We start from the raw sequence: 14296 nt of genomic DNA, 5'->3' as shown, positions 1-14296 counted from the left end.
CCTCCCCCCTGGGCCTGGAGGAATCCCTGCCCACTACCTAAACCAATTCACATGGATGAGTCTTCACTGTTGCACTTAATTTGACAATTCGGGTGTTTTTCTAAATTCAATGTACCGGAGGAACGGCTGGAGTGCAAGTATCCTGCCTGCGATGGTAGAATGAGACAATGGAACTTGATACGTCGTTGGCTGCCGTGCCAATGCTCCGCAATCTCCGGCTGAGGGGGCTGGAACGTGGTGACGGCGCTTTGAGCCCGCAAAAACCGCGGTCTCAAAGTCGCCTAACCACATCGGCGGCAAGCCGCCGTGTGGTTTCCACCACTGAGCCCCCTCAGCCTCCGATTGCTACGCATTGGCACTACGTACACTAGACATGGACAATGACGGCCAGTTTCAGAGTGATTGATAAAGAGGGATGAACATGGAAAAAAAACGCGGTTTTGCCGTGGTGAGTCGGTTTGCGGAGGCGGGGTTGGCTTTGCCTCAGCGGGCGACGCGGCATTCGGCGGGATATGATTTTACCGTGGCAGAGGATTTCTTGCTGCCGACGGTGTGGCGGATGAATTTTGTTCGGTTGTTTCGGCTGATTCGGAATGAGCATCCGTTGACTGATCGCGATTATGAGCGGGCTGAAGAGGTACTGAAGCCATATTTGGTCCCCACGGGGATCAAGGCTTACATGGGCGACGACGAGTATCTGATGCTGGCCAATCGATCCAGCAACCCGATCAAGCGAGGGCTGATCCTGCCTAATGGGGTGGGTATTGTCGATGCTGATTATTACAACAACCCCAGCAACGAAGGTGAAATTTTCTTTGCTTTGGTGAACTTTGGCGTACGGGACGTGGTCCTGCACCAGGGAGATCGAATTGGGCAGGGAATTTTCATGCCATATTTAACGGCCGATCAGGATACGGGGAACGACCGCGACCGGGCCGGCGGATTTGGTTCTTCCGACTGATGGCACTTGTCGCTGAAGGGCGCATACTGTACTGATACCAACAAAAGGAAAGGGGTATTCAATGGTCAAAACAAAAAGCCGCTATGTCTGTCAAAACTGCGGTTATGTGTCACCGCAATATTTCGGCCGCTGCCCCAACTGCGGCGCTTGGAACCAAATGGTGGAAGAGGTCTACACCGCGGATGCCAACAAAAAAGTGGGCGGCAGCAGCAATGGCGTGCAAAGTCAGCCCGTTGCCCTGGATGCCGTTAATCTGGATGATAACAAGCGCATCCCAACGCACATTTCTGAACTCGACCGCGTCTTGGGGGGCGGGGTCGTGCCGGGGTCGCTGGTCTTGATCGGCGGTGATCCGGGTATTGGCAAGTCTACTCTGCTGATGCAGGTTTCTGGCCAGTTGGCCAAGACCAGCGGCGAACAGGTGCTGTACGTCAGCGGGGAAGAAAGCGCGAGCCAGATTCGCCTGCGGGCTGAACGGCTGGGGGTTGGCGGCAAGCACGTCGTCGTTTATCCGGAAACCGATATGGATTTGATTCGCCGGGCAATCAAAGAGGTCAAGCCGGGTTTTCTAATCATTGATTCTGTTCAGACGATGAATGAACCGGCCCTAGCCTCAGCCGCTGGCAGTGTCAGTCAGGTGCGGGAAGTGACCAATGAGTTGATGCGCATCGCGAAAAACGATGGGCTGACGACGTTTGTTGTTGGGCACGTGACTAAAGATGGGGCGATTGCCGGGCCAAAAATGTTGGAGCACATGGTCGATACCGTTCTATACTTTGAGGGGGACATGCACCATACGTATCGAATCTTGCGTGCCGTGAAGAACCGGTATGGGTCCACCAATGAGATCGGGATTTTCTCCATGGAAGAAGATGGCCTGCACGTGGTGGACAACCCCTCCGAGTCGTTTTTGGAGGAACGCTTGCCCCATGCGACGGGATCGGCCATCGTGGTGTCCATGGAGGGCACACGGCCGATTTTGGTTGAGATTCAGGCTTTGATGTCCCCAACACTGTTCGGCAATGCCAAGCGAACCACCACAGGCATCGACCACAACCGGGCAGCCTTGATCATGGCGGTACTGGAAAAGCGGGCGAATCTGCTGTTGCAGAATCAGGATGCTTATCTGAAGGCCACTGGCGGGGTGAAGTTGGATGAACCGGCCATTGATTTGGCGATTGCCATGGCAGTGGCCTCTAGTTACCAAGACGCCGAAGTCGATCCTGGGGATTGTTTCGTGGGCGAAATCGGTTTGACCGGTGAAATCCGCCGGGTGAATCGGATCGAGAGCCGGATTGAAGAAGCGGCCAAGCTGGGCTTCAAACGGATCTTTGTTCCGAAAAATAATTTATCCCGCTATAAGCCCACTGCGAAGATTCAGGTCGTGGGGGTCACGACGATCACCCAGTGCCTGCAACAGGCGCTGAAACCAAGTAAAGCTGCATTAGCAGGGAAAGGGGGCCGTGGCGCATGAGAAAAAATATTATGCGGTTTGTTTTCGCCCTGGCTGGGGCGGCCATGGGTTATGCTATTTTTCCATATTTCTGGGCACTGCTCCGTCAGGATACCAACATGTTCTTGATGAACGGGTTAGTCAATGCCTTGTTAGGTGCAATTATTCTATTAGTGGTCGAATTGGCAGCGGAACCGACGCTAACGGCAAGTTTAAATAAAACAGAGGCTAAACTGGCGGCGCTATCGCCGTCGGTGCTGCTGTTCAGTACGCTATTCGCCACTGCGGGACTGATCATTGCCAATTTGATTTCTATTCCGCTGTACCAGACACGGAATGTGTTGACGAATAAGATCGTGCCTATCGGCTTAATGATTTTGATGGCCTATTTGGGGGCCCGGGTCGGCTCGCTGCGCGTGGAGGATTGGCGCAAGACGTTTGCCCGCCGGCGGACACCGGAACCGACCAAATCCGGGGAAGTCATGGGCCGCAAGGCAGATGATAATTTTCGCCGGTATAAGATTCTGGATACCAGTGTGATCATTGACGGCCGGATTCACGACATTGCCAAAACCGGCTTTATCGAGGGCACTTTGCTTGTTCCAGATTTTGTAGTCCACGAACTGCAGCTGATTTCCGATTCCGCTGATAATCTGAAGCGGGCTAAGGGTCGGCGCGGCCTGGACATTCTCAATGCCATGCGCAAGGACCCAGCGGTGCACATCGATAATTACGATGGCGATTTCGACGATTTAACCGAAGTGGATTCGAAACTGATCAAGTTAGCGAAGCTGATTGATGGTATTGTCGTCACGAACGACTTCAACCTGAATAAGGTTAGCCAATTTCAAAACGTGCCGGTGCTGAATATCAACGCCTTGGCCAATGCCTTGAAACCCCAAGTCCTGCCCGGGGAAACCATGACGGTGAAGGTGATCAAGCAAGGGACCGAACGGGCCCAAGGGGTCGCTTATCTGGAAGACGGGACGATGATCGTCGTTGAGGATGGTCAGTTCTACATCAATAAGATGCTGGATGTGATCGTCACCAGTGCCCTGCAAACCAGTGCCGGGCGGATGATCTTCGCCAAGCCGGCGCATCAAACCAAGAAGCTGAACAGCAGCGATAGCGACAATAAGTCGAAGAAACGGGCTTGAAGTCCCGTTGGGTTCCAAGTAGACTGATATTTGTGGATTTTTAACTTGTGGAAAGAGGTTATTTCTTTGACTGACGGAAAGATTCGTGTCCGGTACGCCCCGTCTCCGACGGGTCACCTGCATATCGGTAATGCCCGGACGGCCCTATTTAATTATTTGTTTGCCCGCCACAATGGCGGCACCATGGTGTTGCGGATTGAAGACACCGACACTAAGCGGAACATTGAAGGCGGTACGCAAAGCCAGATCGACAACTTGCACTGGCTGGGCATCGACTGGGATGAGGGTCCGGATGTCGGCGGCGATTATGGTCCTTATCGCCAGAGTGAACGGCGGGATATTTATGACCGCTATATCAAGCAATTGCTGGACGAAGGCAAGGCCTACGAGTCTTACATGACTGAAGACGAACTCGCGGCGCAGCGTGAAGCCCAGAAGGCTGCTGGCCAAACACCGCGGTACGAAGACGAATACGCCGGGATGAGCGCGGATGAAAAGGCCCAAGCAATCGCCGACGCGAAAGCTAAGGGCTTAAAGCCGGTCATTCGGTTCCGCGTGCCCAAGGATCACACTTATGCCTGGGACGATATCGTCAAGGGCAAGATCAGTTTCGACTCCGATGATGTCGGCGGCGACTGGGTGATCCAGAAGCGGGACGGCATGCCGACGTATAATTTTGCCGTTGTAATTGATGATCACCTCATGGAAATTACCCACGTGCTGCGCGGTGACGACCATATTGCCAATACGCCGAAGCAGCTGATGATCTATGAGGCTTTTGGCTGGCAAGCGCCGAAATTCGGCCACATGACCCTGATCATCAATACCGAAACTGGGAAGAAATTATCCAAACGGGACGAGAGTGTCCTGCAGTTCATCGAACAGTATCGGGAATTAGGTTATTTGCCGGATGCCATGTTCAACTTCATTACGCTGTTGGGCTGGTCTCCGGTGGGCGAAAACGAACTGTTCACCCGGAAACAATTGATCAAACAGTTCGACCCGACTCGGCTGTCCCGCTCGCCAGCAAAGTTTGATGCCAAGAAGCTGGAATGGGTCAATAACCAGTATGTGAAGAAGACCAATCCCAGCACGCTGCTCGGCCTGAGCATTCGCAATTGGCAAGACGCGGAGCGGCTGCCTAAGGAAAAGATCGATCGTAAGACGCTGGAATGGCTGCGCGCCATCGTTGGGCTGTTCCAAGATCAGATGAGTTTTACCCAGCAGATCGTTAAGCTGTCCGAGATCTTCTTCATCGAGCCGCCCGCATTGACGGACCAGGCGAAGGTTGAATTATCTGATCCGCTTGCCCTGCCAGTCTTGCAGGAGTTCCAGAAGCGGATTCAGGAGCTGCCTCAGTTTACGGCGTATGCCATTCAAAATATGATCTATGATATTTCGAAGGATACCGGTGCCCGGGGCCGCAAGCTCTACATGCCGATTCGGATCGCCACGACCCGCGAGACCCATGGCCCGCAATTAGCGGAGTCCATTGAGATCTTGGGGATCGACAAGGTCAATAAACATTTGAATTTGACCTTGCAGGAAATGGCCTCACTGAGTACAAAACAAGATTAAATATGAGAATGACGCGCACCTGCGCTGGGTGAATAGCCTGGTGGAGGGTGCGTGTTTTTTTAGTTGACGTTGCTTTCTAGGGTATAATAGTAAGCAAACACCATTTAAAGAAAGGTGGACCCTATGCTTAAAGTTTGGAATACGCTTACCAACCAAAAAGAAGAGTTTCATCCGTTGACCCCGCACATTGTGAACATGTACGTCTGCGGGCCCACGGTTTACAACTATATTCATATCGGCAATGCCCGGTCCGCCATTGCCTTTGATACGATTCGCCGCTATTTTGAATTTCGCGGCTACACGGTCAACTATATTTCGAACTTCACTGACGTGGACGACAAGCTGATCAATGAAGCCAAGGCCGAAAACAGCACGGTACCAGCGATTGCGGACAAATATATTGCGGCGTTCTATGAAGACACCGATGCGCTGAACATTGAACGGGCGACGGTGAATCCCCGGGCTTCGCACAACATTCCGGAAATTATAGATTTCATCAAAATTCTGGTGGATAAAGGCTATGCCTATCCTGTGGATGGCGACGTCTATTATCGGACGCGGAAGTTCAAGAATTATGGTGAATTGTCCGGTCAGAATGTAGATGAATTGGAACAGGGCGCCTCCCAACACGTGACGGCTGAAGAACTGGCGCGGAAGGAAGACCCCTTGGACTTTGCTCTGTGGAAAGCAGCTAAACCCGACGAGATCTCTTGGGAATCGCCTTGGGGCCAGGGCCGACCAGGCTGGCACATTGAATGCAGCGTGATGTCCATTAAGTACTTGGGCGCGACGTTTGACATTCATGGCGGCGGCCAGGACTTGGAATTCCCCCATCACGAAAATGAAATTGCCCAGAGCGAAGCGGCTACGGGCCACACTTTTGCCCGCTATTGGCTGCACAATGGGTTCGTCACGATTGGCGACGACGATGAAAAGATGAGTAAATCCCTGGGCAACTTTGTGTTGGCCCGGGATTTGATTCAAGACAATGATCCCCAGGCAGTGCGTTTTTTGATGGCTACCACCCAGTATCGGCGGCCGATTCGATACAGCCAGGCCAGTTTGCAGGATGCCAAGAATAATTTGGAGCGCCTGCAGACGGCCTGGACTAATTTGAACTACCGTTTTGCCAGCGCTGAAGCCGGTAATACCTCGGCAGTGGACGACCAGGCAGACGCGATTCAAACTGCGTTTATCACGGCCATGGATGATGATTTCAACGCCCAGAACGGGATGACCCATGTCTATGAATTGGCGAAGACCATCAACACCTATGTCGAGCAGAAAGTCGTGCGGATCGGCACCCTGGAACATCTCCGGGGCCTGCTGCGGGATTTGGCCGGTATCTTTGGCATTCAATTTGCTGAAACGGGCGAATTGCTGGATGCGGATGTGGAAAACTTGATTGAAGAACGCATTGCGGCCCGCAAAGCCAAGAACTTTGCCCGCTCCGATGAGATTCGTGATCAACTGGCTCAGGAAGGGATCATCTTGGAAGACACGCCTCAAGGAACGCGGTGGCACCGCAAATGATTGATGACAAAAGTTTGAACGGCATTGATCTGGCCTACTTAGGCGATGCGGTCTATGAAGTCTTTATCCGGGAACATTTACTGAGTCAGGGAATTCGCCAGCCGGCCGCCCTGCAGCGCCGCTCGACCCATTTTGTTTCAGCCAAGGCGCAGGCTAAACTGAGCGCATTGATGGAAACTGGCGATGTGCTGACGGCGGATGAAAAGGATGCGTTCCGGCGCGGGCGGAATGCCAAGAGTTATACCCACGCTAAAAACACATCGGTATTGACGTATCGGATTTCCACCGGCTTTGAAGCCATCTTCGGTTATCTGCAGGCGAATGAACAAACCGTCCGGATCGCTGAACTGGCCCACTGGTGCATTACGCAAGTAGAGGAGGGTCATACGCATGACTGAACATGAGACACCGGCAGTGGACGAAAACCTCGTCTTCGGCCGCCACCCGGCCATCGCCGCCCTGCAACAGGCGGATGCCCAGACGGTGAATAAGATTTTCTTGCAGGATACAGTACAAAAGGAGTTTGCCGGGGATATTTTAGCCCTGGCCAAACGGCATAAGATTATGGTGTCCCGAGTGCCCAAGGCTAAATTAGATACCTTGGTGAACGGCGCCAATCATCAAGGTGTTGTCGTGGCTCTAGCGGCATTTCCCTATGCCAGCGTGGACGATATTTTTGCCAAAGCCGAAGCGGTGGGTGAGCCGCCGTTTATTATGGTCCTGGATAACGTGGAGGATCCCCATAATCTCGGGTCCATTGTTCGGACTGCGGATGCCGCTGGTGTCCACGGCGTGATCATCGGCAAGCACCGGGCGGCTACGCTTACAGGCACTGTGGCGAAAGCAGCGGCTGGCGCGTTGAGCCGCGTCCCTGTTGCCCGGGTGACCAACTTGAGCCGAACGATCGAAGAAATCAAAAAACGCGGTGTCTGGGTCTTTGGCACCGCCATGGATGGGGAAGACTTCACGACCTGGAACAGCAGCGGTCCGGTGGCTATCGTCATCGGCAACGAAGGCAAGGGCATCTCCCCAGGTGTCGCCAAGCTGCTAGATGGGACCGTAACGATTCCCATGGCGGGGCAGATTCAGAGTCTGAATGCGTCCGTCGCCGCGGCAATCATCATGTACCGGGTATTTCTCGGTCGACGGGGTGACAACTGATGCGCCATCAGATCATTATCGTGGATGGCTATAATGTCATCGGGTCGTGGGCCGAGCTGACCAAGCTCAAAGAAGCAGGGCACTTCGACCAGGCCCGGGATCGGTTATTGGACATTCTGTCGGAATATCACAAGTTTATTGGCGACGTGCGGATCATCGTAATTTTTGATGCAATGTACGTCCCGGGAATCAAAGAGAGTTTCACGAAATGGGACTTGGAAGTGACCTTCACGCCGGAAGACGAAACGGCCGACAGCTATATTGAGCACCTCACCGGAGAATTGAATACCCCGCTGAATCAGGTGACGGTGGTGACCTCTGATCAGGCGGAGCAGTGGACTGTGTTTTCCCGGGGTGCACTGCGGATCTCGTCGCCGGAGTTTGGCCGGGAGATCAAGCGTATGCGCGATCAGCTGGCGGCCGACACGAAACATTTTGCCGCGGCCACGCCGCGCAATGTCCCTTGGCGGCCGGACCAAATGCTCAGCTTAGGGCAATTCCTGAAAAAGCTGATCGATAAACGGGGCCATGATGACGCGCATGATTAATGCGCTGATCATGGACTAATAATTTCTGATTAAAATTACTATATTTTGTTGCCGTCAGTTCGCTTGGCGGCTCTTTTTTTGCCCCTCTATACTGAATTTATTGACAGTTGTGGAGGGATGAGCATGCCAATCGATGAGACCTTGATCGCCGCCGTCACCGCCGGCGATTCAGAAGCCCTAGAAGCTCTGTTCCAAAAATATTTGCCGTTGGTGAATAGTATTCGTAAACATTATTTTGTCCGCCTATTTGATGATGATGATTGGTATCAGGAGGCTCGGTTATGCTGCTATCAGAGCTGTTGCCGATTTGACGGTCGGCGGGGATCAAAGTTTGGCGGCTTCTTCAAGTACTGTTTTACCAATCATGTGCGCGGGCTTGTGCGGCGGGAAATGGCGGCCAAACGCAAGGGGGATGCTGACAATGTATCGTTGGAGCAAATGCTGGTGAGCGGCAAATTACAGACCGCTGCTGAAAACACTGAGACTAATGTGTTAGACACCTATTTGCGGCATATCCCCGACCTCTGGCCGCAATTATCCGGTCAGCAACAATCCGTCTGGCAAGCTATGCTGCAGGGGCAAACTGTGGTGGAAACGATGACCCCTTACCAGTTTCGCTGTGCGCGGGCTGCCTGTCGGGAGAAGTTGACGGAATTAATGACGGAGGATTGCACCACGGCCGAAATTCGCCGAATGAGCACACCCCCTCGGGTTTGACGCTGCCCGCTCCCTTATGCTAAAGTGGTTCAGTACAGAATCTGAAACAATAGGGGGACAAGCCCATGGCAGTAAGGAAAGTCGCCCTGGCGTGCAGCGTTTGCGGTTCCCGCAACTATATGGTTGCTGAGAAAAAGGACCGGACCGAGCGCTTGACGTTACGCAAGTTCTGCAAGCATTGCGGTAAATATACGATCCATCGCGAAACACGATAAGTCAGGGGTAAGTAACGAAATGAAATTTTTGAAGAGTGTCGTTCAAGAAATGAAGCTGGTCACTTGGCCAACATTTAAAGAAAACCGCCATGATACCGGGACCGTTGTGATCACGTCTATTTTGTTCGGCGTTTTCTTCGGTGCCGTGGACTGGGTCCTGGGCACCGCCATGAACTGGTTCGTCAAGCTGTAAAGACGATTAACCAGCTGCAGCGATGACTTTCTTTAGCCGTCGCTTTTTTTGTCCGCATTTGCTATACTAGGGGTGTCGAAAACTTCGTGAGCGGAGTTTTTTTTATTTTGCCCAAAAAGAAAAGGAGTTCAATCATGGTCGAAACAGCTGAGAAACATTGGTACGTACTGCACACTTACTCCGGTTATGAAAACCGGGTCAAGGCAAACCTGGAATCCCGGGCCCAATCCATGAACATGGAGGACTTCATCTTCCGCGTTGTTGTGCCTGAAGACGAGGAAATGGAAAAGAAAAACGGGAAAGAAGTCATGGAAAAGAAGAAGACCTTCCCTGGCTATGTCCTGGTGGAAATGGTCATGACCGATGAATCTTGGTTCGTCGTGCGGAACACCCCCGGTGTCACCGGCTTCGTTGGGTCCCACGGGGCCGGCAGTAAGCCAGCCCCGCTGCTGGACAGCGAAGTGGCGCAAGTCCTGCACTCCATGGGCATGAGCACGCGCCATGAAGGTGCCGTGGACTTCGAACCTGGCGAGAGTGTCACCATCATCGATGGCGCCTTCAGTGGGCTGGTTGGTAAGGTGACCGAAGTGAACAAGGAGAAGCTGACCTTGAAGGTCAACATCACCATGTTCGAGCGGGAAACCAGCGCAGAACTCAATTTCGACCAAGTCGATAAGATCTGATTATGGCTTGGTGGCTGTGGGGGCTGCTGCTGGGCGCGGCAGCGGTGCTGGTGGCCGCCGCAGTGGATTGGTGGCGAATCGGTCACGTGCCGAAACACTTCACCCCCATTCAGCCGCACCTCGGCAACACGCCGACAATTTATATTCATGGGTATAGCGGCAACCGTTATTCCTTTGGCCACTTGCTGGGGCGGTTGCACCGGGCCGGCATTGCGCAAAAGGCCATGGTGATTCACGTAAAAAGAAATGGCCAGTTACGGGTTCAGGGCCATTTGCTGGATACTAAAAATCCGACGATTCAGGTGATTTTCTGCCGTTCCCGGGCCCATCTGTCCACTGAACTCACCTGGCTGCACCAAATCCTGGTGCTCTTGAAACACAATGGCGTGCACCGGGTGAACCTGGTCGGTCATTCCATGGGCGCTGTGCTGGTCATGCTGGCGGCGATGCAGCTGCCCACCAAAGATACTCCCCAAATCAATAAGATCGTTACCCTGGCGGGGCCGTTCAATGATATTGAACTGGGCAAGGACACGGATGAGATCCTGGTTTACGAATGGGGACCCCGCGGACCATTCCGGCAAGCACCGATTTATCATTATATTGCCGAAAAAGTCCACGACCTGCCCCGGGATATTCACATCCTGAATATCGCCGGCGACATCTTCACCATCCCCACCCGGCACGACGACGGTGTCATCGCCGTCCAATCCGCCTTCGCCCTGCGCTGGCTCTTACCCAAGGCCGGCATCGATTATCAAGAAGTCCTCATCCGCGGCGTCCGCGGCGCCCACTCGCTGCTGCATGAGAATAAGCTGGTGGATGATAATATTGTGCGGTTTTTGTACGCGTCGTAGTTTGATTAATGGAAAATAGTCGGACGGTACACGGCAAAATTATGGGTACAGTGAATCTAGTGCCAATGCGTAGCAAGCGGAGGCTGAGGGGGCTCAGCCATGGAAACAACACGGCGGCTTTGCCGCCGATGTTGTTAGGCGATTTTGAGACTGCGCAGCAGGCTCAAAACGCCGTCATGGCTAGCTACGCCTTCGGCTTCGCACTTGCTGCGCGTCGCCAGCCCCCTCAGCCGCAGCTTGCGGAGCATTGGCACGGCAATCAACGAACGATTTAACCGTACCAAACTTGTTGTTTATGCGCGCCCATGCTATAGTATTCAGGTAGTTTTTTCTACACGTGGGAGGAGAAATCAACATCTCCATGAACCACGGCACGAACGCTAGGAGGTATGTTTCGTGGCAAAGAAAGTAGCAAACGTTGTAAAGTTGCAGATCCCTGCTGGTCAGGCGACCCCTGCACCTCCTGTTGGTCCTGCTTTGGGTCAAGCCGGCATTAACATTGTCGCCTTCACCAAGGACTTCAATGCCCGCACAGCAGAACAAAAGGGGACTATCATCCCTGTAGTTATCACCGTCTATGAAGATCGTTCCTTTGATTTCGTAACGAAGACTCCTCCGGCTGCCGTTCTTTTGAAGCAAGCAGCTGGCGTAGACAAGGGTTCTGGCGAACCGAACACCAAGAAGGTGGCCAAGGTCACTAAGGATCAGGTTAAGGAAATCGCTGAAACCAAGATGCAAGACCTAAACGCGGCTGACGTTGACGCCGCCATGCGCATGGTTGAAGGTACGGCTCGTTCGATGGGGATCACCGTCGAAGACTAAGTACGGATGATTAGTGAAAGCTGATTGATCAAGTGGGAGGGCCTGAGCGCCCGTTAACCACATTTTGCAAGGAGGAAAACAGAGTGGCAAAAAAGAGTAAAAAGTATCAAGACGCCGCCAAATTGGTGGACAAGAACAAAATCTATTCTGCCAGCGAAGCAATTCCGCTGGTTAAGAAGACTGGTTTTGCCAAATTCGATGAAACCGTTGAGGTATCCTACAACTTAGCCGTTGACCCGAAGAAGGCCGACCAGCAGATCCGGGGCGCCGTCGTGTTGCCTAACGGGACTGGTAAGAAGGTTACCGTCATTGTCTTTGCCCAAGGCGATCAAGCCAAGGCAGCTCAAGAAGCCGGTGCTGACGAAGTCGGTGCCGAGGACTTGGTGCAAAAGATTCAAGACGGCTGGTTGGACTTTGACGTTGCCGTGGCAACACCGCAAATGATGGCCCAAGTTGGTCGTCTGGGCCGGGTATTGGGACCGAAGGGCTTAATGCCTAACCCCAAGACCGGTACGGTGACCATGGACGTGGCGAAGGCCGTCAACGACGTCAAGTCTGGGCAAGTTGCCTACCGGGTTGACAAGGCCGGTATCGTGCACGCACCCATTGGCAAGGTATCCTTCGATGATGCCAAGCTGGAAGAGAACTTCAAGACTTTCAACGACACCATCATCAAGGCTCGCCCGGCTTCTGCTAAGGGGAACTATATCAAGAACCTTTCGATTTCTTCCACCTTTGGCCCTGGCATCAAGGTTGATCCGACATCGTTCTAATTTTTTAGACGATCAAAAAGCATCGCGGAGATTTCTCTGCGATGCTTTTTTACTTGCCCTGGGCCAAAAAAGATAAATTGTACAAATCGCGCAACCCATCGATTTCAATTTCATCCGGTCGATCGGGGCGCACAATGACCACTAGCGGGAAGTGTTCGGAAAACATTGGCGGCTGCAGCCACTTTTTGATTTGGTCAGCGGTGATATACGGCGTTAGCGCCGCGGCGAGCTCTTCTTTTGACCAGACCATTTGAAAAAGTAAATAGTGCTGGGCAAAATCCGGCAGTGCATTGGCTTGTTCAGCGTACTGCGCCATCCGGCGGGTCGCTTCTTTACGGGACAATTGGGCCATGGAATCCCTCCTTGCTTTGTATGGTACGCGAATCAGCAGGGATATGCTACAGTATACGTATCAATTTTTAATGGAAGCGAGCACGCGTATGACGATTACTATTGTTCCTAATCTTTCAGCTGCCCAACGCGCAGCGGCCAATCAACTGGTGGCCGCTGTTGAGGCCCATGATCACACGTATCGGGAGCCGTACCTAAGCAATCAGTTTAATTTTTCGCTGACCATGCCCAGCTTTTTTCTGGCGTATCGCGCTGACCAATTAATTGGCCTGCTGTCCTTGTATACGGACGGCGGCGCGGGCACCATGGCCGATGTATTTGTCCTGGTACACCCCGAGTGCCGCCGGCAGGGTGTGGCCACCGCGCTGTGGCAGGCGGCCAAGCCGGTGCTGCTGGCCAACGGCTATACTGAGTGGGAATTCATCACGGAGCAAGTCTTTCTAGCCGACTATCCCGAATTTCTTGCCCGGACCGGCTTGCAAGCAGATCCGGAAGCCGAGTATCAAATGGCCGCCGCCACGGCTCAGTTTCCGATGCCCAAGCAGAGTCCCGGCCGTATTCGGCCCCTGCGTGCCGCGGATGTGGCGGCGCTGGTCCCGCTGTACACCGCCGCCTTTGCCGATCAAACCCCAGCGGCGGCGCGCAATTATTTGATGCGGGCCATTCCGGATGACCAGACGCTTACCTATGTGTATGTGCTGAACCAGCAGCTTGTCGGCAGTTGTGCGGTGGATATCAGCGGTGTCAGTGATTATTTCTTTAGTCTCTTTATCAGTGCGGACTACCAAAATCAGGGGTTGGGGACCGACATGGTCCGGCAAATCATGGCGGTGCGCAGTGCGGCGGCCCCCAAGGCATTTACGCTGGGGGTCGAGACCAATAATCCGGCGGCGCTGCATGTTTATGCCAATGCAGGATTCAAAAAACAAACGGAAGTGGTGTATTTAATATGTCCGAAGAAAAACAACCACTGAATTATGAAGTGCAACAAAAAAGTTAGACAGTTTGGAAATTAATTACGCAGCGGTTTGATTCCGATATTCAATCGGGGTCAGGCCGTTTTTGTTCAGTGAAATTCGATCATGATTAAACTATCTGGCGTAATGCGTCACGATTTGTTTCAGCTCCTTAATATCCTTAATCGGTTGTCGATTGAGACGTTCACGCTTAAGCAGGTTGAAGAAACTTTCCATTGGGGCATTGTCATGACAGTTGCCTTTGCGGGACATGCTTGGAACGATTCCCATGGCGTGTAACCGGATCTGGTATTCACGGGTTTGGTATTGCCAGCCTT

At 52.9% G+C, this 14296-nt stretch carries 18 protein-coding genes and 1 pseudogene; 16 read left to right on the top strand and 3 right to left on the bottom strand.

The window, feature by feature from the left end; all coding sequences use genetic code 11:
• Positions 1 to 421 precede the first annotated feature (421 nt).
• From H627_RS0114130 to rplA, 15 genes are all read left to right on the top strand, one after another.
• Complete coding sequence (locus H627_RS0114130; protein WP_027829450.1) at positions 422 to 961, top strand: dCTP deaminase/dUTPase family protein; 540 nt, start codon at positions 422 to 424, stop codon at positions 959 to 961.
• A 61-nt stretch (positions 962 to 1022) separates the two neighbouring features.
• Positions 1023 to 2435 (top strand): DNA repair protein RadA, encoded by a 1413-nt coding sequence (radA, locus tag H627_RS18540; protein WP_051225459.1) that lies wholly within the window; start codon positions 1023 to 1025, stop codon positions 2433 to 2435.
• The gene (locus H627_RS0114120) at positions 2432 to 3571 is read left to right on the top strand and encodes a PIN/TRAM domain-containing protein (RefSeq protein WP_027829449.1); all 1140 of its coding nucleotides are present in this window, start codon (positions 2432 to 2434) and stop codon (positions 3569 to 3571) included. Before radA ends, H627_RS0114120 begins: the two co-directional genes overlap by 4 nt.
• A 66-nt stretch (positions 3572 to 3637) precedes the next feature.
• Positions 3638 to 5149, top strand: coding sequence for a glutamate--tRNA ligase (gltX, locus tag H627_RS0114115; protein ID WP_027829448.1), 1512 nt, complete (start codon positions 3638 to 3640; stop codon positions 5147 to 5149).
• A 123-nt stretch (positions 5150 to 5272) separates the two neighbouring features.
• Positions 5273 to 6682 (top strand): cysteine--tRNA ligase, encoded by a 1410-nt coding sequence (cysS, locus tag H627_RS0114110; RefSeq protein ID WP_027829447.1) that lies wholly within the window; start codon positions 5273 to 5275, stop codon positions 6680 to 6682.
• The gene (locus H627_RS0114105; RefSeq protein ID WP_035441199.1) at positions 6679 to 7080 is read left to right on the top strand and encodes a Mini-ribonuclease 3; all 402 of its coding nucleotides are present in this window, start codon (positions 6679 to 6681) and stop codon (positions 7078 to 7080) included. The genes cysS and H627_RS0114105 overlap by 4 nt, the downstream gene beginning before the upstream one ends.
• On the top strand, positions 7073 to 7843 hold the full coding sequence (gene rlmB, locus H627_RS0114100) for a 23S rRNA (guanosine(2251)-2'-O)-methyltransferase RlmB (RefSeq protein ID WP_035441198.1): 771 nt from the start codon (positions 7073 to 7075) through the stop codon (positions 7841 to 7843). The genes H627_RS0114105 and rlmB overlap by 8 nt, the downstream gene beginning before the upstream one ends.
• On the top strand, positions 7843 to 8391 hold the full coding sequence (locus H627_RS0114095) for a YacP-like NYN domain-containing protein (RefSeq protein ID WP_027829444.1): 549 nt from the start codon (positions 7843 to 7845) through the stop codon (positions 8389 to 8391). Before rlmB ends, H627_RS0114095 begins: the two co-directional genes overlap by 1 nt.
• A 123-nt stretch (positions 8392 to 8514) precedes the next feature.
• Positions 8515 to 9108 (top strand): sigma factor, encoded by a 594-nt coding sequence (locus H627_RS19500; protein WP_051225458.1) that lies wholly within the window; start codon positions 8515 to 8517, stop codon positions 9106 to 9108.
• Positions 9109 to 9173: 65 nt separating this feature from the next.
• Positions 9174 to 9323 (top strand): 50S ribosomal protein L33, encoded by a 150-nt coding sequence (rpmG, locus tag H627_RS19840; protein WP_081674942.1) that lies wholly within the window; start codon positions 9174 to 9176, stop codon positions 9321 to 9323.
• 19 nt (positions 9324 to 9342) lie between these two features.
• Positions 9343 to 9516, top strand: a complete 174-nt coding sequence (gene secE, locus H627_RS0114085; protein WP_027829443.1) for a preprotein translocase subunit SecE — start codon at positions 9343 to 9345, stop codon at positions 9514 to 9516.
• 134 nt (positions 9517 to 9650) lie between these two features.
• Entirely contained in the window at positions 9651 to 10199 is a 549-nt protein-coding gene (gene nusG / locus H627_RS0114080) for a transcription termination/antitermination protein NusG (protein ID WP_027829442.1), read from the top strand.
• Between the two features lie 2 nt (positions 10200 to 10201).
• Positions 10202 to 11056 carry an alpha/beta fold hydrolase gene (locus tag H627_RS0114075; protein ID WP_035441197.1) on the top strand — a complete coding sequence of 285 codons (855 nt, stop codon included), beginning with the start codon at positions 10202 to 10204 and terminating at the stop codon, positions 11054 to 11056.
• A 396-nt stretch (positions 11057 to 11452) separates the two neighbouring features.
• Positions 11453 to 11878 carry a 50S ribosomal protein L11 gene (rplK, locus tag H627_RS0114065; RefSeq protein ID WP_027829439.1) on the top strand — a complete coding sequence of 142 codons (426 nt, stop codon included), beginning with the start codon at positions 11453 to 11455 and terminating at the stop codon, positions 11876 to 11878.
• Between the two features lie 83 nt (positions 11879 to 11961).
• Positions 11962 to 12651, top strand: a complete 690-nt coding sequence (rplA, locus tag H627_RS0114060; RefSeq protein WP_027829438.1) for a 50S ribosomal protein L1 — start codon at positions 11962 to 11964, stop codon at positions 12649 to 12651.
• 49 nt (positions 12652 to 12700) lie between these two features.
• On the opposite strand, the gene H627_RS0114055 is transcribed toward rplA, so the two are convergent.
• The gene (locus H627_RS0114055) at positions 12701 to 13003 is read right to left on the bottom strand and encodes a hypothetical protein (protein WP_027829437.1); all 303 of its coding nucleotides are present in this window, start codon (positions 13001 to 13003) and stop codon (positions 12701 to 12703) included.
• An 88-nt stretch (positions 13004 to 13091) separates the two neighbouring features.
• On the opposite strand from H627_RS0114055, the gene H627_RS0114050 reads away from it, so the two are divergent.
• The gene (locus tag H627_RS0114050) at positions 13092 to 13976 is read left to right on the top strand and encodes a GNAT family N-acetyltransferase (protein ID WP_027829436.1); all 885 of its coding nucleotides are present in this window, start codon (positions 13092 to 13094) and stop codon (positions 13974 to 13976) included.
• A 42-nt stretch (positions 13977 to 14018) separates the two neighbouring features.
• Here the strand turns inward: H627_RS0114050 and H627_RS20965 are convergent.
• Positions 14019 to 14093: pseudogene (locus H627_RS20965) on the bottom strand (IS3 family transposase); the annotation flags it as partial.
• The coding region (locus H627_RS18530; RefSeq protein WP_035441196.1) for an integrase core domain-containing protein at positions 14094 to 14296 on the bottom strand (203 nt) is incomplete at its 5' end.

It is taken from the genome of Schleiferilactobacillus harbinensis DSM 16991, from assembly GCF_000425885.1.
Taxonomy (GTDB): Bacteria; Bacillota; Bacilli; order Lactobacillales; family Lactobacillaceae; genus Schleiferilactobacillus; species Schleiferilactobacillus harbinensis.
This window is presented reverse-complemented; position numbering and strand designations above follow the sequence as displayed.